This is a genomic window from Nakamurella sp. PAMC28650 (assembly GCF_014303395.1).
Lineage (GTDB): Bacteria > Actinomycetota > Actinomycetes > Mycobacteriales > Nakamurellaceae > Nakamurella.
Map to the genome: position 1 here is coordinate 3,907,728 of NZ_CP060298.1, position 23,687 is coordinate 3,931,414.

The following is a 23,687-nucleotide window of genomic DNA, read 5'->3' on the forward strand; positions in this document are numbered from 1 at the left end:
GTGACGGGCGCTGGAAAAGCGCGGCGGGCGCTGGAAACGGACGCCAGTCGGCTACGACGAGCGTTCGCGGGTCATGGCCAGGAACAGGGCATGCACCCGCGGATCCGCGGTGACCTCGGGGTGGAACGAGGTCACCAGTACCCGGTTCTGGCGGGCGGCCACGACCTGGCCGTCGATGCGGGCCAGCACCTGGACCCCTGGCCCGACCCGCTCCAGCCGGGGTGCACGGATGAAGTTCGCGTGCAGTGGCGGCCCGGCCAGTCCGGCGACGTCCAGATCACATTCGAAGGACTCCCGCTGACGACCGAAGGCGTTGCGGCGCACGGTGGCGTCGATCGCGCCGAGAGGTACCTGGTCAGGACGCCCGTCGATCACCTCCTTGGCCAGGACCACCATGCCGGCGCAGGATCCGTAGACCGCCAGCCCGCCGGCCATTCGATCAGCCAGCGCAGCTCGGAGTTCGAACACGTCGAGCAGTCGCAGGATCGTCGTCGACTCGCCGCCCGGGATGACTATCCCGTCCAGGTCGTCGAGTTCGGAGGTCCGGCGGACCCGGCGCGTCCGCGCCCCCAGTTCCGCCAGAGCCCGCAGGTGTGGTTCGACGCCGCCCTGGAGGGCGAGCACTCCTACCAGCGGGGCAGGAGTTTTCACCAGCCGCGTTCGGCGAGCCGGTGCGGGACCGGGATGTCGTCGACGTTGATGCCGACCATGGCCTCCCCGAGCCCGCGGGACACCTTGGCGATGACGGACGGATCGTCGAAGAAGGTGGTGGCGCTGACGATCGCCTCGGCGCGCGCGGCCGGGTTGCCCGACTTGAAGATGCCGGATCCGACGAACACGCCCTGCGCCCCCAGCTGCATCATCATGGCGGCGTCGGCCGGTGTGGCGATCCCCCCGGCGGTGAACAGCACGACCGGTAGCGCGCCGGCAGCTGCCACCTCGGAGACCAGGTCGAACGGGGCCTGCAATTCCTTGGCCGCGGCGTACAACTCGTCCGGCGCGAGGCTGCTCAACCGGCGGATCTCGCCGTTGATCCGGCGCATGTGCGTCGTTGCGTTGGAGACGTCGCCGGTACCGGCTTCGCCCTTGGACCTGATCATCGAGGCACCTTCGGAGATGCGACGGAGCGCTTCACCGAGGTTGGTGGCCCCGCAGACGAAAGGCACGGTGAACAAACGCTTGTCGATGTGGTGGGCGTAGTCGGCGGGGGTGAGGACCTCTGATTCGTCGATGAAGTCGACACCCAGCGACTGGAGCACCTGCGCCTCGACGAAGTGCCCGATCCTGACCTTGGCCATCACCGGGATCGAGACGGCCGCGATGATGGAGTCGATCATGTCGGGATCACTCATCCGCGAAACGCCGCCCTGGGCACGGATGTCGGCCGGCACCCGTTCCAGCGCCATCACTGCGACGGCACCGGCGTCCTCGGCGATCCTGGCCTGCTCTGCGGTGACGACGTCCATGATCACGCCGCCCCTGAGCATCTCGGCCATCCCGCGGCGGACGCTCTCGCCGCCGGTGGCGCGTTCCTCCGGGCGGGGTAGCGCATGTGCGTCGGAATGGGTAGCGCTATCATCAGGTCTCATGTCCAACGATAGCAGTGTCGAGCGCGTGACGCGACAGATCGTGGCCGGCGCGGCCGGGGCACCGCCCGGCGCCAAGCTGCCGAGCACGCGGGAACTGGTACGCCGGCTCGGCGTCAGTGCCACCACCGTGCAGCTCGCGCTCACCGTGCTGAGCGCAGATGGAACCATCACCACGCGCCCCGGCGCCGGGACCTACGTCGCCGCCGTTCCGGTCGAGCCGGTCGACGCCGACACGAGCTGGCAGGACGTCACGCTCCGGGCGGACCAGGTCGACACCACTGGTCTGGACGATGCGCTCCGCGCGGGCGGCACCGAAATCCTGCCGATGGCCGTCGGTTATCCGGACGCTGCGCTCGGAGGTGACCTGCGCCTGTCCCCCGCTCTGGCGCGGGCGGCGCGCCGCCCCGGGGTCTGGGACCCGCCGCCCCCTCTCGGGCTGCCGGAGCTGCGGTCCTGGTTCGCCCAGCAGATCGGCGTGGGCAACGACGACGTGATCGTGACCCCCGGTACCCAATCGGCGTTGTCGACCATCTTCCGGGCCCTGGTGCCCGCCGGCGAGCCGATTCTGTTCGCCACGCCCACCTATCCGGGTGCGCTGGCCATCGCCCGCAGCGCAGGGCTGATCCCGGTCCCGGTCCCCGGTGACGACGGTGGGATCCGCCCGGAGTTGCTGGAGCGGGCACTGGAGCGCACCCGCTCCCGGTTGCTCTACCTGCAACCCACCTTCGCGAACCCGGACGGCAGCGTCCTCCAGACGTCGCGGCGGAGCGAGATCCTCGAGATTGCCCAGCGCCACGGGCTTTTCGTGGTGGAGGACGATTGGGCCCGTTGGCTCGGACATGGTGATCCGGCACCGGCCCCGCTGATCCGGGACGACCAGCACGGCCACGTCATCACGGTCTGCTCCCTCACCAAGGCGGGCGCTCCCGGTCTGCGCATCGGTGCCATCGCGGCACGTGGACCCGTGGCCGGGCGGTTGGCCGCACAGAGGATGGTCGACGACTTCTTCGTCACGGGCCCGCTGCAGCACGCAGCTGTGGACGTGGTCAGCGCCCCCGCGTGGTCGCAACACGTCCGTCGCACCGGGGTGGCGCTCCGGGCCAGGTCGAACGTCATGGTCGGCGAACTGCGCAGAATGCTGCCGGCATGCACGTTCACGCCGCCGCAGGGTGGTCTGAGCCTCTGGCTCGCACTGCCGTCGACCCTGACGGAGCAGGACGTCGTCCGCAGCGCCCACGACCACGGCGTCGCAGTGGCCCCCGGCCGCCACTACAGCGTGGGCGAGCGCCGGGCACCGCACCTGAGGCTCTCCTTCGCCAACCTCGCGCCGGACCTGATCCCGCCGGCGGTGTCCCGCCTGAGGTCTGCGGTGGAGGCCGTCTCCGACTGAGCTGTCCGTTCGGAAGGTGGGGCGCAGCCGGAGTGACCGTCAGAATGCCGAGATGGACCCGGCTGACCGCTCGTGCCGGCTGAGGGTGCGCAGCACCGAGTCCTGCCCGCGACGCTGCGCGGACAGTGCCGCCAGGAGCGCGAGCACCGGCTCGAGCACCTCCGGGCCGAACGCGGGGGTCGCCAGGCCGACGCTGCAGGCCAGGTCGTCGGCGTGCACGACGATCTCCATCAGACGCACCACGAGGAAGTCGTCGGTCGGCAGCGCGCAATCCTGCCAGGGCACGTACGTCGTCGGTCCGGCCGCAGCGATCGCGGCCCCCAATTGCTCGCGCGACCACGCCAGCACCCCGACCGATTCGTTGCGCCCGGCCGAGCCCATCTGGTTGAAGTCGTCGCGAATGGAGGTGTTCTCGGGGGCGCCGACCGGCGCGCGCCACCAGTCCACGCGCTCGTAGTGTCCGACCAGGGTCAGCACCCGGGCGTCGGGCGGGCCGGGCGTGGTGAGGAACTCGACCGCACACTGCGGCTGGCTGACCAGGTGACGCGCGAGCCCACCGACGGTCATACCCGGGAGCGCCGACTCCCGGCCCCACGCGTCCGCCACCTCGGCCGACCCGACCAGGTCGGTGAGCCGGCCGACGGCGGCACCGACGGCGTCGTGGTCGAGGGTTCCAGCGAAGGTGAGCGTCACGGTTGCAAATCCTAGTTCCCCCTGAGCACCGCCAGCAGTGCGTCACCGTCCGGCACTCCGAGCCCCGTGCACGGATCCCATCCCGCACCGGCCTGGTACGCACCGTTGTTGCCCTGGGTGATGTCCCGGAACCCGGGCTGCACCACGCCGGCGGCCACCCCCTGGTAGAGCTTCGGCTGCAGCAGTCCGAGCGGCTTGCCCAGCGCCTGCGCCAGACGGGCCGCCAGTGCGGCCCAGAGCGGGGCCACGGCGCTGGTGCCGCCGATCACCGACCTGGTGCCGTCGATCAGCACGTCGTACCCGGTCTGCGGGTCCGCATCGCCGGACACGTCCGGTACCCCGCGGCCGGTCCGCCCGTCGGCCCTGACCGGTACGCCGGCACCGGACTGCCAGGTGGGCTGCGCGAACGAGTCGCTCACCCCACCACCGGTGGCGCCGCGCCCGACCCCGTTGTTCCAGACCGTCTCGCTGGACACCGTCCCGTCGGCGGCGCTGGCGCGCAGGCTGGTGCCGCCGCAGGCCAGCGCGTGCGGACTGGACGCCGGGAAGTCGCAGTGCGCCAGGTTGTCCGTGGCGCGGTCGGTGCTGCCGTCGTCGCCCGCCGCGGCGGTGACGGTGACGCCCAGGGCCGCAGCGTCGGCGAACGCCGAGTCCATCGCGTTGCGGGCCTGCGCCGTCCACGCGTCCTCGCTCTGACCCCAGCTGATGCTGATCGCAGCGGGGGTGGGCGTGGCGTGCGCGGCGTTCGAGACCGCGTCCAGGAAACCGGCATCCGTGTTCGGCGCGAAATAGACCAGCACCTGCGACCCCGGTGCCAGCGCGCCGACCACCTCGATGTCCAGCAGTACTTCGCCATCGGCGCCCTGCGGATCCTGGCCTGCGACGTTCGTCGCTCCGTCGACACCCACCGCCGTCACCGTCGGGCCGGTGATGCCCAGCCCGCCGAAGTAGCTGTCCAGGTCGGCCTGGCCGAAGCCCCCGCCGAGCTCAACGATCGCAATCGTCTGCCCGGTGCCGTCCGTACCGGCCGGGAACCTGTAGATCCGGCCGAGGTCCAGCGGCGAGTAGCTGACCGATGCCGCTGCGGCGGCAGCCACCTGCACCCTGGTCCTGGCCTGAGGTCGGTTGTCCAGGCCCAGCACTGCCGTGACCGCCTCGGCGACGGCCGCGGGCACCGTCAGCGCTCCCTCGCGGGCCCGGTACTGCATCTCCTTGCCGGTCACCCGGTCGGCGGCCTCGGCAATGGCCAGCTGGGTCCCGAACAGGGCCTCGAGGACCGACGCGGAACCGGACACGATGACCCGCCGGGACGCCGCGTCCGCGGAGAGGACCGTCGCACCCGCGACGACCACGGCCTCGGTGACCGCAGCCACGTCGGCGGGGTCCGCCCCGTACTTGTCCGCCAGCTCGGCCCGGTCGATCGGCCCGGCCAGATCCTCCGGGAGCTCGGCCCGACGACGCAGCACCACCGTCACCTGGATCTGCTCGTCGCCGGAGACGGCGCCGACCACCCGGGCACCGGGCAGCGGTGCCCGTTCGCTGCCCGGAACGGCGCGCCGGGCAGAGCTTCCGGAGGGAACGGCGGGGACGGAATCGTGTTCGTTGGCCATGTCCCCATGGTGCACCGGACCACCGACACTGATACATCACCGGCACATCTGCGGTCAGATTTCTTCCGGAACACCCTCGGTCCCGCCGGTGAGCGTCATCAGGATCGAGTCGAGTTCATCCGGCCGGACCAGCACCTCGCGGGCCTTCGAGCCCTCGGACGGTCCGACGATGCCGCGCGTCTCCATCAGGTCCATCAGCCGTCCGGCCTTGGCGAAACCGACCCTGAGCTTGCGCTGCAACATCGAGGTCGAGCCGAGCTGGGAGGTGACCACCAGGTTGATGGCCTCGATCAGTTCGTCCAGATCGCCGCCGATGTCGGGGTCGACGTTCTTGGACGGGTCGGGCTTGGGCACGGTGACGTTCTCGGCGTACTCGGGTTCGGCCTGCGTCTTGGCGAAGGCGACCACCTCGGCGATCTCCTCGTCGCTGACGTAGGCGCCCTGGATCCGGATCGCGTTGCGCACACCCATCGGCAGGTACAGACCGTCTCCCATGCCACTGAGCTTCTCGGCACCCGGCTGGTCGAGGATGACCCTCGAGTCGGTGAGCGACGAGGTGGCGAAGGCCAGCCGGGACGGGACGTTGGTCTTGATCAGTCCCGTGACGACGTCGACCGACGGCCGCTGGGTGGCCAGCACCAGATGGATGCCGGCCGCCCTGGCCTTCTGGGTGATCCGGACGATCGCATCCTCGACGTCCCGGGGCGCGGTCATCATCAGGTCGGCGAGCTCGTCGATGATGCCCAGGATGTAGGGATAGGGCCGGTAGACACGTTCGGAACCGGGCGGCGTCGAGATCTCCCCCGACCTCACCTTGCGGTTGAAATCGTCCACGTGACGGACCCCGTGGGCCAGCATGTCGGTGTAGCGCTGCTCCATCTCCTCGACCAGCCAGGCCAGGGCGGCGGCCGCCTTCTTGGGGTTGGTGATGATCGGCGTGATGAGGTGCGGGATGCCCTCGTAGGGGGTGAGTTCGACCATCTTGGGGTCGATCAGGACCATCCGCACCTCGGCCGGGCTGGCCCGCTGCAACAGCGAGACCAGCATGGAGTTGACGAACGACGACTTGCCCGAGCCGGTCGCACCGGCCACCAGCAGGTGGGGGGTCTTGGCCAGGTTCGCGCTGACGAACTTGCCCTCCACGTCCTTGCCCAGGCCGATCACCAACGGATGCTGATCACGGCGGGACTCCGGGTCCGCCAGGACGTCGCCCAGCCGGACCATCTCGCGATCGGTGTTGGGCACCTCGATGCCGACGGCGGACTTGCCGGGGATCGGCGCGAGCAACCGGACGTGTTCGGAGGCCACGGCATAGGCGATGTTGCGGGTCAGCCGGGTGATCGCCTCGACCTTGACCCCGGGACCGACCGACACCTCGTAGCGGGTCACCGTCGGGCCTCTGGTGAAGCCGGTGACGGCGGCGTCGATCTTGAACTCGGCCAGCACCCGGGAGATCCGTTCGATGACCTCGTTGTTGGCCGCCGTCTGCTGCTTGGGAGGCGCGCCGAGTTTGAGGATGGTGGTCGGGGGCAGCTGATACGTGCCGTCGACCGCGCTGTCCAGGGTGAGCTGGGTCGGCTCCGCCACCGGAACCGGGGCAGGCGACTCCTGCACGGCCGGCTTGATCACGCGCGGCCGCAGCCGGGAGGTGACCTCGGCGGCGGGCGCGCCCAGACCGTCGGTCGTCATCGCCCCGACGGACGCGGGGTCCATCACCCCCGGCAGCGGCATGGTCGGGTTCGTCAGGTCGGCGACGGCACTGTCGGCCGCCTGCCGTCGTTTGGACGGCCGGCGCAGCCGGGTGGTCGCAGCGAGATCGACGTCCTCGGCCAGCTCGACCTGGCCGCCGACGCGGTAGTCGTCCGCCAGATCGCCGTCGGTGAATCCGTCGTCGTCGAACCCTCCGGAACGGGCGCCGGCCACCTCCTTGCCATCCGAAGGTGCTCGGTCGCCCCGCAGCCAGGCCGTGCCGCGGACGACGGCCGACGGGATGTCGCGCAGGGCGGTTCCGGTGAGCAGCAGCAGGCCGAACACGCCCAGCAGCACCAGCAGGAGGACGGCCGGCGGCGTCGTGACACCGGAGTAGAGAGGTTGACCCAGCAACCAGCCAAGGGCCCCGCCGGCCGATCTGCGGCCCGACCAGGAATCGGGCAGGCCCCGGAGATCCGCGGCGTGGAAGACCTCGAAGACCCCGGTCACCGCCAGGGTGACGGCGAACCCACCGAAGACCCGACGGGTGCGATGTTCGCGATCGCCCTGCGTGCGCATCAGCACGACAGCGGCCGCCGCGAGCAGGACGGGCAGTACGACCCCCGGAGCCCCGAAGAGCACCCGGACGGCCTGATCGACGACATGGCCAACGGGGCCGGCCGCGTGGAACCACGAGCCGATCGCGCAGATGAGTGCCAGCGCGACCAGACCCAGTGCGAGCCCGTCACGCCGGTGCGCAGCGTCGATGTCGCGGGCGGCGACGGCACTGCGACCCACTGCTCTGACCATGCTTCCCACTCCCCGTGCGATCAGCCGCCAGAGCGCGCCGACGCCGCGGCCCAGACCACGCATCATGCGGCCGGGTATCGATGGACCCGCCTTGCCCGGGGCTGTCGGCCGTCTCGTGGCCGTGCTGCGGGCGCTCGTTTTCGCACCGGTGGTCGGCTTCGCCGTCCTGGCCGTCGAGGGCGACCCTGACCTCCTGGATCCCGACGATCGTGATGCGCCGGACGCAGCGGACGACGCCTTCGCCTTGACGACCGGGGTCTTGGCATCCGGTGTCCGGCCGGCGCGCGAGCGGACCCGCGGCGTCGCCGACGAGCTGTCGCTCCCCGGACGCGGACGCGGTGAAGCAGAAGTCTTTCCGGCCATGGGGGTCACGGTAGTCGCTGCAGTCACTCCTGTCCCAGTTGCCACACCGGGGTGTGCCCCACCGCGGCTCAGTGGCTCGCCTGCCCCCGCCGGGCGCGGTAGGCGGCCACGTGTTGACGGTTGCCGCAGTTTCCGGTGTCGCAGAACCTGCGCGAGCGGTTGCGCGTCAGGTCCACCAGCACGGCGTCGCAGCCGGGGGCGGCGCACACCCCCAGTCGATCGAGCGCCCCCAGACGGATGAGATCGGCCAGCGCCATCGCGCTCTCCGCCGCGATCCGATCCACCAGCGCCGCTTCCGGGGTGGTCAGGTGAAGATGCCAATCGAGGCCGTCGTGGTCGGCGAGCCAGGGCAGGGCGTGCGCATCGGCGAGCAGGGCGTTGGAGAGCGCGACCACCGCCTCGATGTCGCCGGTCCAGGCGGGCCGCAACCGGCCGCGCAGCTGTCGGACCTGGCCGAGCTCGTCCTCGGTGCCGTCGCGGCGCCCGGTATACCGGTGCCGGTCCAGGAATGCCACGAGCGCCTCCTCGTCCGGCAACAGCTCCCGGCCACGGGACCCGGTGTTCACCAAGGCCGCCGCGGCGACCAGCGATGACTCCGTGTCATAGGCGAACATCCAGTTGACTCCTGACAGAGGCTGACCTAGCGTCAGGAGTCAACATATCAATAGCTCATGACGAAAAGGTCGTCCGGATGGCCGCGAACCAGACAGAATGCGTGATCGCCGAGCAGTCGCCCGGTGGTCGAACCCGTTCGCGCGCCAGAGGTCTGCCGCTGGCGGTCGTCTCCGCATTCGCCTTCGGGTCGGCCGGCGTCTGCGGGAAGGCCGCCATGGTCGCTTCCGACGGGATCCTCTCGCCGCTGCGGTTGGCCCAGTTCCGGATCACCGGCGCCGCGATCGTGCTGCTGCTGATCGTCTCGATCCGCCGCCGCTCCGGATCCGGAGCGGCCGGGCCGGGGATCGTCTGGACCCGTCGGTTGGTCGGTATCGTGCTGGCCTACGGGTTGCTGGCCTTCGTCGGCGTGCAGGTGCTGTATTTCATCGCCATCAGCCGGATGCCGGTCGGGATCGCGCTGCTCATCGAATATCTCGGGCCCGCCCTGGTCGCCCTCTACGCCCTGCTGGTGCAGCGGCGGCCCCAACATCGCGGCACCTGGCTGGGCATCCTGGCTGCCCTGCTCGGGCTGACCCTGATCGCGAAGCCGTGGGCCGGCTTCACCCTGGACGCCATCGGGGTGACGGCGGCACTCTGCGCAGCCATCGCACTGGCCGCCTACTTCCTGCTGGCCGAATCCGTCGGGGACCGACTGCCCGCGCTGCCGCTCTCCGCCTACGCGGCCACGGCGGCCGCGATCGGGCTGGCCGTCGTGGCCCCGTGGTGGTCGTTCCCCTTCGCCGTTCTCGGGCGGACGACGGTGCTGGTCGGCGTCGGTGTGCCGATCTGGACGCTGATGCTGGTCGTCGTCCTGGTCGGCACCGTACTGGCCTACGTCACCGGCCTGGCCGCCCTGGCCCACCTTCCCGCCCCGGTCGCCTCCGTGGTCGCCACCGTCGAGGTCATCGTCGCCTCCGTCACCGCCTGGATCCTGCTCGGCGAACACCTCTCACCGCTCGAGATCGCCGGCGGCGGGCTGCTTCTGCTCGGAGCGGTGCTGGCCCAGCAGCGGAGCTGACCACCGACCGCGCCGGCTACAGCGAGACCGGGTGCCAGCCGTCGGTCAGGAATTCCCCGGCCGGGCCCCAGGTGCCCTTGTAGTAGGGCGACGGGCGGCGGGTGTGGTCCAGGATCGGCTCCACGATCCGCCATTCCTCCTCGATGGTGTCCTCGCGGGCGAAGCGGTGCCGCCGGCCGTCCATCGCGTCGTCCAGCAGTCGCTCGTAGGCCTCCTGACGGTGTCCGAGGGCGGCCGCGAAGTCGCCAGGGTCCACGGACTGCGTGATCGTCCTGACCCCGGGCGCCTTGGCCTGCAGGGTCATCGTCAACCCGTCGTCCTGGCCGAGTCGGAACCGGATGAGGTTCGCCTCCGGCAGCGCGGCGTCGTGACCGGTGAACAGCAGGCGAGGGGGACGGCGCAGTTCGATCACCGCCTCGGTCGCGCCGGCGGGCATGCACTTGCCGGTCCGCACGTAGAAGGGCACCCCGGCCCAGCGCCAGGACTCGATGGCCAGTTCGGTCGAGACGAACGTCTCCGTGGTCGAGTCCCCGGCCACTCCCGGCTCGTCGAGGTAGCCGACATACTGGCCACGTACGGTGCGGGCGGCATCGATCGGCTGGATCTGTCGGAGGACCTTGAGCTCCTCGTCGCGGTAGGCGTCGGCATCGTCGGCGATCGGCGGTTCCATGGCCAGCAGCGCGACCACCTGGAGAAGATGGTTCTGCAGGACGTCGCGCACCGCGCCGACACCGTCGTAGAAGCCCGCCCTGCCCTCGGTCCCGAAGGCCTCGGCCATGGTGATCTGGACGCTGGCGATGTAGTTGCGATTCCACAGCGGCTCGAGAATCGTGTTGACGAAACGGAAGACGAGCAGACCCTCGACCGATTCCTTCTCGAGGTAGTGGTCGATGCGGAAGATGTCGGGCTGGTCGAAGGCCGCCGCGAGGCAGTTGTTGAGGGCTCGGGCCGACGCCCGGTCCCGGCCGAACGGTTTCTCCACGATGACCCGGCCGCGTTCGGCCAGACCGACGGCCGCCAGACCGGCGACCACGTCCTGGAACACCGAGGGCGGAATGGCCAGGTAGAACACCGGCCGCGCGGAGCCCGACAGCCGGTCCGCCAGGACCTTGTAGGTTTCCGGGTCGCTGTACTCGCCGACCACCATCGAGAGCGACTCCGACAACTCGTCGAACACCGGCCCGTCCAGCGGGCGACCACCGGCCGACAGGACGTCCCTGGCGTGGCTGCGCAGCCGATCGTCATCCCAATCCGACCGTGCCACCCCGATCACCGGCATGCCCAGTCGACCGGCGAGAGCGAGCTGGTAGATCGCCGGGATCAATTTCTTGCGGACCAGGTCACCGGTCGCGCCGAACAGCACCACTGCCTCCGCACGGACGTCCATCAGATCGCGCTCCTCCTGTCGTGCGTGGGAATCTCGCCGTCGCGCGTGGGAATCTCGGTGTCGCGGGCGAACGAGGCCACCGCGCCGATGACGATCACGGCCGGCGAAACGACACCGCGCCGACGGGCCAGGTCGGCGATCGTGCAGAGGCGGCCGACCGTCACCCGCTGCGCCGCCGAGCAACCCCGTTCGATGACGGCCACCGGAGTGCCCGGATCCATTCCGTGGCACAGGAGTTCGTCGGTCATCGTCGGCAGGGCGGCCACGCCCATCAGCACCACCAGCGTGCCGTCGCCGGTGGCGAGCGCGGGCCAGTTGGCGCGGATCATGCCGTCCTCGTCGTGTCCGGTCAGCACGGTGACCTGACGCGCCATCCGGCGGTGGGTCACCGGGATGCCGGCGGCCAGCGGAACGGCGAAGGCACTGGAGACGCCCGGGATCACCGTCACCTCGATCCCGGCGTCGCGACAGGCCGCCATCTCCTCGGCCCCGCGGCCGAAGATGAAGGGATCGCCTCCCTTGAGTCGCACCACCAGTCGGCCGGCATTCGCGTGCTCGACCAGCACCTGGTTGATCTCGCCCTGCGACGCCATGTGGTGCCCGGGTGCTTTGCCGACCTCCACCACCAGGACCGTCGGCCCCAGTTCGGCCAGCACCCCGCGGGGGGCGAGCCGGTCGACGACCACCACGTCCGCCTCCGCCAGTGCGCGGCGTCCGGCCAGGGTCAGCAGGTCGACGTCGCCGGGGCCGCCGCCGACCAGAGTCACCCGACCGGGCCCGGATCGGCTGCGGCGCAGGGGAAGCTGACTGCTGTCCATCGCCCAGCCGATGGCGTCCTTGATGGCAACGGCCCGCCGGGGGTCGGCCCCGTCCGTCGTGGACACGCCCACCGTGACGGCACCGCGGCGCAGCACGGCCGGCGACCGCGACCCCGGGTGGGCCGGATCATCCGGGATGGAGGCCCGCACGCAGAACACCCTGCGAGCCTGCGACTCCTGCTCGATCGCCCGGTCGGTGTCGGCGTCACCGGTGGCGGCGAACGCCAGCCATGCGCCGGCGACATCTCCTGCCAGGTAGTCACGCTGCACCCACCTCACGCAGCCCGCGGCGGCCGCGTCGGCCAGGTCGTCGCACACGTACGGAGCCACCACGGTGACCACCGCGCCCCCGTCGAGCGCGGTGGTCACCTTGCGCCAGGCGACTGGCCCACCACCGATCACCACCACCGGCCGTCCCGTCAGGGACAGGTGGAGCGGGACCAGTGGGTGGCTCACACGCCTTCCAGTTGTTTCTCGGACTTGCGGACGTACACCACATAGGTGACCACGAAACACAACGCGTAGAACACGATGAACCCGACGTACGCCGCATTCGCCGACTTCGTCGCCAGGAACGACTGCCGAAACGCCAGATTCACCAACACCCCACCGAACGCACCGATCGCACCGGCCACCCCGATCAACGCCCCCGACAGACGCTGCGACTCCACCGCCTCCACGTCGAAATCAGCACCCCGGGCGATGTTGACCGCCGCCTTCGCCTTGAAGATCGCCGGGATCATCTTGTACACCGCACCATTACCCACACCCGAGAACAGGAACAACGCGATGAACCCGACCAGATACAACGGCAACGACTTCGCCAACGCCGCCGAAAACACCAACGCCGCCCCCAACGCCATCGCCACAAAATTGTAGAAACTGACCTTCGCGCCACCGAACCGATCCGCCAACCGCCCACCATAGGGCCGCACCAACGACCCCAGCAACGGACCGAGGAACGTCAGGTACGCCGCCTTGATCGGCGTGGAAAACGTCCCCTTGAACTGCACCTGCAACACCTGACCGAACGCGAACCCGAACCCGATGAACGAACCGAACTGAGCCGCCCGCCGTTTTCCGGACTGTAGAACGGTGACTACTACGCTGCGGAGTTGTTGGCCAACCACCATTGCTCTGCTTCGTTGGGCGTAATGTATCCCAGCGCCGAGTGCAACCGAACCTGATTGTATCTTAATTCAATGTACCGCGTGATGTCCATCTCCGCCTGTTCACGGGTCGGATAACTAGTACGATTCACCCTTTCCACTTTCAGTGTGCCGTTGAATGATTCTGCCCAAGCATTGTCATAACACACACCAGTTCGTCCTACCGACCGACGAACTTTGAGGTGGGTAGTGAGGTCAGCGAAGTCCTGAGAGCAGTACTGACCAGACTCAACCGGTGGTAGCAACACTCGGCTCCTGCAGTAATAGTAGCTGCTCGGCCATCGCTTCCGCCGGTGTCTTCCAGCCGAGCGTTTTGCGGGGTCGGTCGTTCAATGCATCAGCGACGGAGTCAATTTCTGCGGCGCACCAGCGGGATAGGTCGGTTCCTTTCGGGAAGTACTGACGTAGCAGGCCGTTCGTGTTTTCGTTCGTACCCCGCTGCCAAGGGCTGTGCGGATCGGCGAAGAACACCGCCATACCAGTCTCGGCCTTTAGAGAGACATGCGCGGCCAGTTCCTTGCCACGGTCCCAGGTCAACGACTGACGCAACTCCCGCTGCACTGCAACCATTTTCGCGACAATACTGTCCTTGGTTGCGGTCGCGCCGTAACCGCTCAATGCGGGACCGTTCTTCACCGGCGGCTCAAGTCCGTAGCCTTCCATTCGCGGCAGGTGCAGCAGGATCGTGAACCTGGTCATCCGTTCCACGACGGTGCCGATCGCTGACCGGCCGGTGCCGATGATGAGGTCGCCCTCCCAGTGGCCGGCGGTCTTCCGATCGTCGGCCTCGGCGGGCCGCTTATCGATCGTCACCTCCGGAGTCACGTGGCCGGTGGCTCGCTTTCGGGCTCTCGCCCGGGGGACCCGCAACGCCCGTCCGGTCCGCAGACACGGCACCAAATCGCGCTCCAAGGCGCCGCGGTCCTTGATGTACAGGGCCTGATAGATCGCCTCGTGGGAGATGCGCATCGTCGGGTCGTCGGGGAAGTCGATCGGCAGGCGGTGGGCGATCTGCTCCGGGCTCCACGCTGTCACCCACCGCCGGTCCTGGCGGTGAGGCTTGTTACGCCCCTTCCATTTTGCAACGACTGGTCCCGGTACGACAGTGCCGTCCGCGGCGCGGATGACCCCGGCCAGGCGGTCCTGGACATGGCCACGAAGCCGATCGTTCGTCACCAACTTGGCCGTCTTGGGACGGCGGGCCATCAGCTCGGCCTTCCACTGGGCAGTCGACGCTCGATACTCCAACTGGCCGCCACGAGTTGCGGCATTGCGGCGCAGCTCCCGCGAGATCGTCGATGGCGACCGACCCAGGCGGCGGGCGACCTCACGCACTCCGTTGCCCTGCGCTGTCAGCAGAGCGATGTCCTCTCGCTCAACAAACGAGAGATATCTGCCCGACGGGGGCTGCAGTTCAATCAGCGGCATGCCGCCACTGTCGCGGAACCAACGCGTCCCGACGGGCCCCGACACGCCGCACGCCGTCGCGGCGTCTTCGCTGGTCATCCCTTTCGCGATGTTGCGCCAAAATAGGCTCTTGTGACGTTCTCGTGGGTGGTTTGACCCCTGGTTGTGGGCGACACACCGGGCTGCGTATAGGTTCTGGCTTATCTAGGGTCAGTCACTATCCAGGAGCACGGTGTGCGCGGTGTAACGATATGGCGAAAGCTGCTCGGTGTCGAGCAACTGCAGGTGTGCGATGTGGCGTGGGAGGAGGCCGACGACCGGCAGGTGCTGGTCGTTTCGGTGCGTGCGACGAAGGGCGCCCGGAGTAGGTGCAGTCGATGCCGGCGTAGACGGCCGGGCTATGACCAGGGCGGCGGAACCCGGCGGTGGCGGTCGCTGGACTGGGGGTCGACGATGGTATTCCTGCAGGCTGCGGCTCCGCGGGTGAACTGCCGGACGCACGGGGTGGTCGTCGCGGCGGTGCCGTGGGCCCGACCCGGCGCGCGGGCAACCCGAGCGTTTGAGGACCAGTGCGCGTGGTTGGCGGCGCACACCGCTTCGTCGGTGGTGGCGCAGTTGATGCGGACGTCGTGGCGGCACGTGAGCGCAATCATCGAGCACGTCGTCGCCGACGGTTTGGCCGGCCGGGACGTGCTCGCGGGGCTGCAGCGGATCGGCATCGATGAAATCTCCCACCGCAAAGGCCAGCGGTATCTGACGTGCGTGGTCGATCAAGACTCCGGCAGATTGGTGTGGGCCGCACCGGGCCGCAACAGCGACACCCTGGGTCGGTTCTTCGACGAGCTCGGCCCAGAACGGGCGGCGGCGTTGACGCACGTCTCGGCCGACGGGGCGCAGTGGATCCACGACACCGTGACGGCCCGCGCGCCGCAGGCGGTGCTGGGATTGGATCCGTTTCATATCGTGGGGTGGGCCACCCGGGAGTTGGACAAGGTCCGTCGTCAGACGTGGAACACGCTGCGGGGTAGGAGTAGCTCTGCGCAGGCGTCGTCGGTGAAGGGCAGCCGCTGGGCATTGCTGAAAAACCCGGCGGACCTGTCCCCGGAGCAACGCGGGTCCCTCGCCTCGATCGCCCAGACCAACCGGCATCTGTATCGGGCGTATCTGCTGAAGGAGCAACTGCGCGCGGTGTTCCAGGTCAAGGGCCAGGCCGGCCGTGAACTGTTGGCCGGCTGGATCGCCTGGGCCCGCCGCTCCCAACTGCCCGGGTTCATCGCCCTGGCCGCAACGTTGAAGCGGTTCCAGCAGCTGATTTGGAACACCCTGATCCACCACATGAGCAACGCCCAATCCGAGGCCACCAACACCCACCTACGGGCCTTGACCCGCAGGTCGTACGGCTTTCACAGCCCAGAAGCGTTGATAGCCATGGCAATGCTCACCCGCGGCGGGTTATGCCCGCCGCTTCCCGGACGCTAAACCACCCACGAAAACGTCAGGAGACCCCCAAAATACCCGTTCGACATCCCGGCGGGCCGGCGGCCGCCCGGGCGACCGCATCGCCGGCCGCCCGGTCATCGACATCATCCGATCCGAAGCTGGACCCATTGCAAGACCTCCACTCTCGGGAGTGTTGCGACGACCAGTTGAATCCGCCCTGGCTTCCGCGGTCACTGTGAAATATGCTGACATCGGAACAATCCTGACATTACGTGCGGCCATTTTCAGAGCGTCAACCACCAGCGATGCCCGCATGTGATCTGCCATTGCGTAGCCGACGACTTTCTTCGTAGCGCAGTCCAGCACGGTCGCCAAGTACAGCCAGCCCTCCCAGGTCGGGATATAGGTGATGTCACCGACCAGCTTCGTACCCGGCACGACCGCGTTGAAGTGCCGTTTTACCAGGTCAGGGGTCTGACCGGTGTCGCCGGCGATGGTAGTGACCGGCCGAAACGGACGGGGCTGGCATGGCACCAGGTCGAGCTCCCGCATGATCTGCCGGACCGTGTCGTCATCAGCCCAATAGCCCGATCGCAGCAGGTCAGCGTGTACCCGACGGTAGCCGTAGGTCCCATCGGAGGCCTCGAACAACGCCGTGATCAGCCGAGCAAGATGGGTGCGGCGCCGGCTGGTGTAGGACGGCCCGCGACCCTTCCACTCGTAGAAGCCGGACTTCGACACCTTCGCCCAGCGGAACATCAGGTGCAGCGGGTAGTGGCCTTCTTCACTCGCAATGAATGCATACTTTCTGCTCACTGCGATTTCTTGGCGAAGAAGGCCGTTGCTTTTCCCAGAAATTCGTTCTCCATACGAAGCTCACGCACTTCTTTCTCCAACGCCTTCAGCTTCGCCCGCTCCGACACGGTCAGTTCCTGCGTGTCGCCGCCGTGACGCTCGCGATGGGCCGCCACCCAGTTCCGCAGGGTCTGCTCCACCAAGCCCAGTTCGCGAGCAACGTCAGCGATGGGCCGAGATTTGTCGGTCACCTCCCGCACGGCCGTATCCCGAAACTCCGGGGTGTACTTGCCTCGAAACTTGCTCACCATTTCTCCGATCCTTTCCGGCGATTCTACTTGGGGGTCCAAGTCCGGGAAGTACCGGGCTGCTCAAACGTCCCGATGTACAACAACGCGATGATCCAGGTGTTGCGGTCCCGCACCACCCGGCGCATCGCGCCCCTGGCATTGGCCGCGTCCGTCAGATTGTCCATCGTCAACGCCGCACCCACCGCCGCCACCACGATCAACGGGATGTACACCGCCACCATCACCCGCGGATGGGTCGCACCCGCGGTGGCGAACACCAACAGCCCCACCAACTGCACCACCGCAACCCCCAGGTTCCCGCCGCCGGCGTTCAACCCCAACGCCCACCCCTTGAGCCGCTGCGGGTAGAACGCGTTGATGTTCGTCATCGACGAAGCGAAATTACCGCCACCGACCCCGGCCAACGCCGCCCCCACCACCAACGTCGTATACGACACACCCGGCTTCAACACCACCGCGATGTACACCGTCGGCACCAACAGCAGCAACGCACTGAAGATGGTGAAATTTCGCCCACCGAACTTGGCCACCGCGAACGTGTACGGCAACCGCAACCCCGCACCGAACAACGTCGGCACCGCCGTCAACAAAAACTTCCCCGCCGGATCGATGTGATACTGCGGCCCCAGGAACAACACCAACACCGACCACAAACTCCACACCGAGAACCCGATGTGCTCCGACAACACCGAGAACCACAGATTCCGACGGGCCACCCTCTCCCCACCGCTGTTCCAGAAATCCAGATCCTCCGGACGCCAATCATCGATCCAACGTCTGCCGCGCAGAGATTTCGTGGTGGTCGACGAGGTGGTTCCGGTCGTGGTGTCGGTGGTCGAACTCATTGCGCGGGGCTCCGATCAGGAGTCGGGGTCGGCACGGGAGATCCCGTGCCGAGAGGAAAATCGGGTCAGCGGTCCAGCTCAGTGCGACTGCGCCTGGATGACGATCTGGCCGTCGTCGTCGACGGCCACCGACCACACGGCAAGTCCGGGTTGCCCGGTGGTGGAACAGCCGGTGGAGAGTTCGAATGCGTTCAGGTGGAGGGGGCAGAGCACCACGGTGCCGTCGGTCTGACCGTCTGCGATGGGTCCCCCGCGATGGGGGCAGACGGCCGAGACCGCATGTACCCGGCCGTTGCGCAGTCGGAAGACGGCCACCTGCTCGCCACCGACGTCGAACGCCCTGCCCTCCCCCGGCGGGATCTGCTCCACCGGGCCGAGCACGGTTCCCGTGGTGGTCGTCATCGGCAGTCCTCGCCCTTGGCGGAGGCGCTCATCGGACCGGCACCTGCGGAAGGACCTCCAACGGCAGCGCGGTGCGGAACTGCCCACTGGTGACCGGCTCCGAACGCTCCTTCCACGGATCCTGGTACGCGGCAACAGCTTCCTCGATGGCCGCATCGAGTTCGGCGGCGATGCCCTCGCTGTCGTCCACGACGACCGCCCGGATGGTCTCGATGCCGATGCGCGGGACGAAGGCGTAGGTCCGCTCCAGCCATTTCGCGTTCTGCCGGTAGTACTGCATGAAGCGGCCGGTCAGCGTCATCACGACGGCCGGATCGTCCACGGTGGCCAGCAGGTCGCCCTTGCGGATGTGCGCCCCCGCCGCGCCCCCGACGTAGATCTCCCAGCGCCCGCCGTCGATCGCTACCACGCCGACGTCCTTGCACAGTGACTCGGCGCAGTTGCGGGGGCAGCCCGAGACGGCCAGCTTGAGCTTGCCCGGCGACTCGATGCCCTGGAACCGCGCTTCGATGGCGACCCCCAGTGCGGTGGAATCACCGACACCGGAGCGGCAGAAGTCGCTGCCCACACAGGTTTTCACCGTCCGGAAGCTCTTCGCGTACGCGTAGCCGGAAGGCATGTCGAGGTCGGCCCAGACGGCCGGGAGATCCTCCTTCCGGATGCCAAGGAGGTCGATCCGCTGACCACCGGTGAGCTTCACCAGTTTGACGTCGTACTTGTCGGCCACATCCGCGATCCGGCGCAGCTGGTCCGGGGTGGTGACCCCGCCGCGCATCTGCGGGACCACCGAGAAGGTGCCGTCCCGCTGGATGTTCGCGTGCACCCGGTCGTTGATGAACCGGGCGTCGCGCTCGTCGATGTACTCGCCGGCCCACATCATCTTCAGCAGGGAAGCCAGTCCCATCTTGGACTTCACGTCCTCGGCGCCGTCCGGCGCGAGCGCCGCGAAGACCGCCGAGGCCGACCGGAGACCCTGCTCGCGGATCGCCGCCATCAACGCCGGCTTGTCCATCGGGATGCCGGGGACGTACCAGTTGGCCGACGGATCGACCTGGACGGCATCACCGGCCGCCCACTCGACGATCTGGCTGACCAGGGTCTTGCACGAACCGCATCCCTTTCCCGCCCGCGTCTTGTCCATCACGGCACCGACGGACTTGCAGCCGCCCTCGACGGCATGCACCAGAGCGCCTTTGGTGACCCCGTTGCAGTTGCAGACCTGGGCGTCGTCGGCCAGTTCCGCCGCGCCGACCTCGGCGGCCGGGGCGCCGAGGTCGAACATCATCTCCAGCCGTTCGGCCGGCAGCGGCAGGCCGCGGTCGAACGCCTGCATCAGGAAGGCGACCTTCGAGGTGTCGCCGAGAACGGTGGCGCCGATCAGCTTCTCGTCGCGGATGACGAGCGATTTGAAGATTCCCTTCTTCGGCTCGGAGAACACCAGGTGCTCGTCGGTGTCCCGTTCCGGGCCCTGCACACCCATCGATGCGACGTCCACGCCGGCCACCTTGAGCTTCGTGGCGGTGCGCGAGCCGTGGTAGGCAGCCTGCAGATCCTTGCCGGTCAGGTGGTCGGCCAGCACCGCCGCCTGTTCCCACAGCGGCGCGACGAGCCCGTAGACCTCGCCGCGATGCTGCACGCACTCGCCGACGGCGTACACGTCGTCGTCGTCGATGGTCCGCATCTGGTCGTCGACCACGATGGCCCGCTCCACGGTGAATCCGCTCAGCATCGCAAGCTCGACGTTCGGGCGGATGCCGGCGGCGACCACCACCAGGTCGCATTCGATCGGGTCACGATCCTGCAGCGCGATGCCGCTGACCTTCCCCTGTCCGAGAATGGCCGTGGTGCGGGCCTTCAGATGGACCTCGATGCCCAGGTTCTGCACGCTCTGGCGCAGGATCTCGCCGGCCTGCGCACCGACCTGGGCGTTCATCAGGTGGGCGCCCGCGTGCACGACACCCACCTGCAGCCCGTAGGCCTGCAGGCCGCGGGCCGCCTCCAGTCCCAGCAGGCCGCCGCCGATGACGACCGCCCGGGTGTGGTGGTCGTGCTGGGCGTAGGCGACCATGCCGCGGGTGTCGTCGATGGTCCGGAAGGCGAAGACGCCGGGCGTCAGAGAACCGTCCGGCATCTTCAGGCCGTCCATCGAAGGCATGAAGGAGTTGCTGCCGGTGGCGATGATCAGCACGTCGTAGGGCGTCGCCGAGGTCTCGCCGGAGCCGTCCAGCGCATGGACGAGCTTGGCGTAGCGGTCGATCCGGGTCACCCGGCTCCCGGTGTGCAGGGTGATCTGGTGGTCCCGGTACCACTGCAGGGTGTTGAGGAAGATGTCCTGGTCGCTCTCCTCGCCCGAAAGCACGTGCGAGAGCATGATGCGGTTGTAGTTGCCGTAGGGCTCGTCACCGAACATCGTGATCGAGAACTGGTCGGCCGTCGCACGTTCGAGGATCTCCTCGACGGTCCGCGCACCGGCCATGCCGTTGCCCACCACGACCAGCCGGCGGGCGCCGGTCTCGGATCCGGGCGCAGGGATCTCGCGGGAGAGCGTCGCGGTCATCAGACCTCGACCAGACCGACGTCGACGACGACCGAACCGGTCGACCCGGCCTTCGCGGCCACGAAGAGTTCGACCGAGGAACCCGACTCGATGTCCTCGACGACCCGCAGCGGCACATGCACATCGCCCTTGGCGCCGATCGGGAAGTACCGCATCGGGACGCCGTCCTTCATCAGCACCACCGTGACGAGTTCGTCGGAGGTGTTGCCACCGCGGAAGTACAGCGCCTGGGCGACCGATCCGTCCGGCACCACGTAGCTCGGTGCGGAATCCAGCGGCATCGGCTTGTCGACACCGACGCCCTCGAACGTGAAGATCCCCTGGAGAAAGCGATTCCTGCTGGGCATGTAGATGTCCTTTCGTCGATGGATCGGCGAGTGCTGCGAGATGCGACCGGTGCTGGCTTCCGGCTGCGGCTGTGGGTCTGCCGGGGTCGGCAGGACCACCGGACGGTGCGGGAGGGACGCGGGCCGCGTGGTGAGCAGGTGGTCGTCGTCGGCATCGCCGATCCGTTCGGCCGATGCGGCGCAGACCTTGAACGCCGGCATCCGCGAGAACGGGTCGAGCACCGGGTCGGTCAGGGCGTTGGCACTGGACGCGCCTCCCCAGTGGAACGGGACGAAAAGCGTGTCCGAGCGGATGTTCTCGTCGACGACGGCCCGGAAGTGCGCCCGGCCCCGCCGGGTGCGGACCGCCACGATGTCGTCGGCGGTGACCCCGATCCCGCGGGCAAGGTCCGGATGCATCTGCACGGTGGGGCCGTTGTGGTTGAGCGAGGCGACACGCCGGGTCTGGTTGCCGCTCTGGTACTGGGCCATCGTCCGGCCGGTGGTGAGCACGAACGGGAACCTGCGGTCCGGGACCTCGGCCGGCTCGGCGTACTCGGTCGGCAGGAAGCGGGCCCGCCCGTTCGGGGTGGGGAAGTCGGTGACGAACATCCGCGGCGTACCGGGGTGGTCCGTCGTCGGACACGGCCAGAAGACGCCCTGCTCGGCGTCGATCCGTTCGTAGCTGATGCCGGCGTAGTCGGCGATCCCGCCGGCGCTGGCCCGCCGGAGTTCGTCGAACACGACCCGCGGGTCATCCGAGAAGTACTGTCCCCGACCGAGTCTGGTGGCCAGAGCCGTCATCATCTGCAGATCGTCGAGGATGCCAGCCGGTGGCGGCAGAGCGCGACGGCGGTGCAGGACCCGGCCTTCCAGGTTGGTCATCGTGCCCTCCTCCTCGGCCCACTGGGCCGTCGGGAGGACGACGTCGGCGATCGCCGCGGTCTCGGACAGGAAGATGTCCGAGACCACCAGCAGATCAAGGGCGGCCAGCCGGTCGGCGATCCGGTTGCTGTCCGGGGCGGAGATGACGATGTTCGAGGCCAGCACCAACAGGGCGTGGACGCCTCCCTCGGTCCCCAGCCGATCGAGCATCTCGAACGCCGACAGACCGGGCCTGGGCAGGTCTTCGGGATCGATGCCCCAGACGGCCGCGACGTGCGCCCTCGCCGCCGGGTCGTCGAGCTTGCGGTAGCCGCGGAGCTGATCGGCCTTCTGGCCGTGCTCGCGGCCACCCTGACCGTTGCCCTGACCGGTGATGGTGCCGTAACCGGATGCCGGACGCCCCGGCAGGCCGAGGGCGAGAGCGAGATTGATCAAGGCCTGCGCGGTGTCGGTGCCGTTGCGGTGTTGCTCGGCGCCCCGCGCCGTCAGGATCATGGCCGACTTCGCCGCGGCCAGCGTCCTGGCCACCAGTTGCAACTGGGCCACCGGCACGCCGGTGATGCGCTCGACGCGATCCGGCCAGAACGCCGAGACGGCGCGCTTCACCGCATCGAATCCGACCGTTCTGGCCGCGATGTAGGCGGTGTCGACCAGATCCTCGCGGATGGCGATGTGCAGCAGTCCGTTGGCCAGCGCCAGATCCGTTCCGGGACGCGGGGCCAGGTGGACGGCCGCGCCGGCCGCGGTCGCGGTCCGCCGCGGATCGATCACCATGTGCGCCGCGCCGTTCGCGCGGCCGGTGTCGAAGTACTGCATGGCCGGCGGCATGGTGTCGGCCGGGTTGCCGCCGACCAGCAGGACGGCGTCGGCGTCGGCGATGTCCTGGAGCGGGAAGGGCAGCCCGCGGTCCACGCCGAAGGCCCGGTTTCCCGCCGTCGCCGAGGAGGACATGCAGAACCGGCCGTTGTAGTCGATCGCCGAGGTACGAAGCGCGACACGCGCGAACTTGCCCAGCGCGTAGGCCTTCTCGTTGGTCAGGCCGCCGCCGCCGAAGCAGCCGACACCGTCGACGCCGTAGCGGTTCTGGGCGGCCAAGATGCCCGCCGTGACCAGATCGAGGGCCTCGTCCCAGGTCGCGGGACGGAGGGGGCTCCGCCGGTCACCCCGGACGCTCCGCACCAGCGGCGTCAAGAGTCGGTCGGGGTGGTCCAGCAGGCTGGTCGCCGTCCAGCCCTTGGAGCACAGACCACCGCGGTTGGTCGGGAAGTCCTCCTGCGGAACCAATGTCGCGGGTCGACCGCCGGCGACCATGCTGACACCGCACTGCAGGGAGCAGTACGGGCAGTGCGTCAGCGTCGGCACGGTCGATGTCACCCGGTGATCTTGTCGCCGTTCCGTCCCGTGGTGGTGACCTCCGGGTTACTGCTCCGTTCCATTCTCCGCACACCCCCGCTTCGGCGGATGTGCGGAGCACGGACGGGCCGGGCCGGATTCCTCCGCACCGGTGCCGGCTGCGCGGGCTTCCCGCC

The 23,687-nt window shown here is 68.7% G+C and carries 18 protein-coding genes and 2 pseudogenes; 3 read left to right on the forward strand and 17 right to left on the reverse strand.

Annotation, left to right across the window (positions count from 1 at the left end):
* Positions 1–51 precede the first annotated feature (51 nt).
* On the reverse strand, positions 52–651 hold the full coding sequence (pdxT, locus tag H7F38_RS17585) for a pyridoxal 5'-phosphate synthase glutaminase subunit PdxT (RefSeq protein WP_187091045.1): 600 nt from the start codon (positions 649–651) through the stop codon (positions 52–54).
* The gene (gene pdxS / locus H7F38_RS17590; RefSeq protein WP_370531386.1) at positions 648–1,496 is read right to left on the reverse strand and encodes a pyridoxal 5'-phosphate synthase lyase subunit PdxS; all 849 of its coding nucleotides are present in this window, start codon (positions 1,494–1,496) and stop codon (positions 648–650) included. Before pdxS ends, pdxT begins: the two co-directional genes overlap by 4 nt.
* Positions 1,497–1,587: 91 nt before the next feature.
* Between pdxS and H7F38_RS17595 the strand changes: the two genes are divergently transcribed.
* Complete coding sequence (locus H7F38_RS17595; RefSeq protein ID WP_187091047.1) at positions 1,588–2,979, forward strand: PLP-dependent aminotransferase family protein; 1,392 nt, start codon at positions 1,588–1,590, stop codon at positions 2,977–2,979.
* A 39-nt stretch (positions 2,980–3,018) separates the two neighbouring features.
* On the opposite strand, the gene H7F38_RS17600 is transcribed toward H7F38_RS17595, so the two are convergent.
* The 4 genes from H7F38_RS17600 to H7F38_RS17615 form a co-directional block, all read right to left on the reverse strand.
* Positions 3,019–3,672: a maleylpyruvate isomerase N-terminal domain-containing protein gene (locus tag H7F38_RS17600; RefSeq protein ID WP_187091048.1), complete on the reverse strand. Its 654-nt coding sequence runs from the start codon at positions 3,670–3,672 to the stop codon at positions 3,019–3,021.
* 11 nt (positions 3,673–3,683) lie between these two features.
* On the reverse strand, positions 3,684–5,282 hold the full coding sequence (locus H7F38_RS17605; RefSeq protein WP_187091049.1) for a protease pro-enzyme activation domain-containing protein: 1,599 nt from the start codon (positions 5,280–5,282) through the stop codon (positions 3,684–3,686).
* 54 nt (positions 5,283–5,336) lie between these two features.
* On the reverse strand, positions 5,337–7,847 hold the full coding sequence (locus H7F38_RS17610; protein ID WP_255498043.1) for a DNA translocase FtsK: 2,511 nt from the start codon (positions 7,845–7,847) through the stop codon (positions 5,337–5,339).
* 365 nt (positions 7,848–8,212) lie between these two features.
* Positions 8,213–8,758 (reverse strand): CGNR zinc finger domain-containing protein, encoded by a 546-nt coding sequence (locus H7F38_RS17615; RefSeq protein ID WP_187091051.1) that lies wholly within the window; start codon positions 8,756–8,758, stop codon positions 8,213–8,215.
* Between the two features lie 77 nt (positions 8,759–8,835).
* Between H7F38_RS17615 and H7F38_RS17620 the strand changes: the two genes are divergently transcribed.
* On the forward strand, positions 8,836–9,816 hold the full coding sequence (locus H7F38_RS17620; protein ID WP_187091052.1) for an EamA family transporter: 981 nt from the start codon (positions 8,836–8,838) through the stop codon (positions 9,814–9,816).
* Positions 9,817–9,832: 16 nt separating this feature from the next.
* Here H7F38_RS17620 and zwf read toward each other — a convergent pair whose 3' ends face one another.
* The 5 genes and pseudogenes from zwf to H7F38_RS17645 form a co-directional block, all read right to left on the reverse strand.
* Positions 9,833–11,203 carry a glucose-6-phosphate dehydrogenase gene (gene zwf, locus H7F38_RS17625; protein ID WP_187091053.1) on the reverse strand — a complete coding sequence of 457 codons (1,371 nt, stop codon included), beginning with the start codon at positions 11,201–11,203 and terminating at the stop codon, positions 9,833–9,835.
* A complete protein-coding gene (gene cobA, locus H7F38_RS17630; RefSeq protein ID WP_187091054.1) occupies positions 11,203–12,477 on the reverse strand; it encodes a uroporphyrinogen-III C-methyltransferase in 1,275 nt (424 codons plus the stop codon). The genes zwf and cobA overlap by 1 nt, the downstream gene beginning before the upstream one ends.
* Positions 12,474–13,082: pseudogene (locus H7F38_RS17635) on the reverse strand (MFS transporter); the annotation flags it as partial. The gene cobA and the pseudogene H7F38_RS17635, both read right to left, overlap by 4 nt.
* A gap of 41 nt (positions 13,083–13,123) precedes the next feature.
* Positions 13,124–13,438 (reverse strand): integrase core domain-containing protein, encoded by a 315-nt coding sequence (locus H7F38_RS17640; RefSeq protein WP_370531264.1) that lies wholly within the window; start codon positions 13,436–13,438, stop codon positions 13,124–13,126.
* Positions 13,419–14,801, reverse strand: a complete 1,383-nt coding sequence (locus H7F38_RS17645; RefSeq protein WP_370531387.1) for an IS30 family transposase — start codon at positions 14,799–14,801, stop codon at positions 13,419–13,421. Before H7F38_RS17645 ends, H7F38_RS17640 begins: the two co-directional genes overlap by 20 nt.
* Before the next feature lie 30 nt (positions 14,802–14,831).
* Here H7F38_RS17645 and H7F38_RS17650 point away from each other — a divergent pair, with 30 nt between their 5' ends.
* Positions 14,832–16,076 carry an ISL3 family transposase gene (locus H7F38_RS17650; protein ID WP_187090721.1) on the forward strand — a complete coding sequence of 415 codons (1,245 nt, stop codon included), beginning with the start codon at positions 14,832–14,834 and terminating at the stop codon, positions 16,074–16,076.
* On the opposite strand, the gene H7F38_RS17655 is transcribed toward H7F38_RS17650, so the two are convergent.
* From H7F38_RS17655 to H7F38_RS17680, 6 genes and pseudogenes are all read right to left on the reverse strand, one after another.
* The gene (locus H7F38_RS17655; RefSeq protein WP_187091057.1) at positions 16,050–16,853 is read right to left on the reverse strand and encodes an IS3 family transposase; all 804 of its coding nucleotides are present in this window, start codon (positions 16,851–16,853) and stop codon (positions 16,050–16,052) included. The genes H7F38_RS17650 and H7F38_RS17655 overlap by 27 nt on opposite strands.
* Positions 16,850–17,143: a transposase gene (locus H7F38_RS17660; RefSeq protein WP_187091058.1), complete on the reverse strand. Its 294-nt coding sequence runs from the start codon at positions 17,141–17,143 to the stop codon at positions 16,850–16,852. The genes H7F38_RS17655 and H7F38_RS17660 overlap by 4 nt, the downstream gene beginning before the upstream one ends.
* A gap of 62 nt (positions 17,144–17,205) precedes the next feature.
* Positions 17,206–17,988: pseudogene (locus H7F38_RS17665) on the reverse strand (MFS transporter); the annotation flags it as partial.
* 78 nt (positions 17,989–18,066) lie between these two features.
* Positions 18,067–18,390 (reverse strand): Rieske (2Fe-2S) protein, encoded by a 324-nt coding sequence (locus H7F38_RS17670; RefSeq protein WP_187091060.1) that lies wholly within the window; start codon positions 18,388–18,390, stop codon positions 18,067–18,069.
* A 28-nt stretch (positions 18,391–18,418) separates the two neighbouring features.
* On the reverse strand, positions 18,419–20,947 hold the full coding sequence (nirB, locus tag H7F38_RS17675; protein WP_187091061.1) for a nitrite reductase large subunit NirB: 2,529 nt from the start codon (positions 20,945–20,947) through the stop codon (positions 18,419–18,421).
* Positions 20,947–23,469 carry a molybdopterin oxidoreductase family protein gene (locus H7F38_RS17680; RefSeq protein WP_187094792.1) on the reverse strand — a complete coding sequence of 841 codons (2,523 nt, stop codon included), beginning with the start codon at positions 23,467–23,469 and terminating at the stop codon, positions 20,947–20,949. The genes nirB and H7F38_RS17680 overlap by 1 nt, the downstream gene beginning before the upstream one ends.
* Positions 23,470–23,687: the final 218 nt, after the last annotated feature.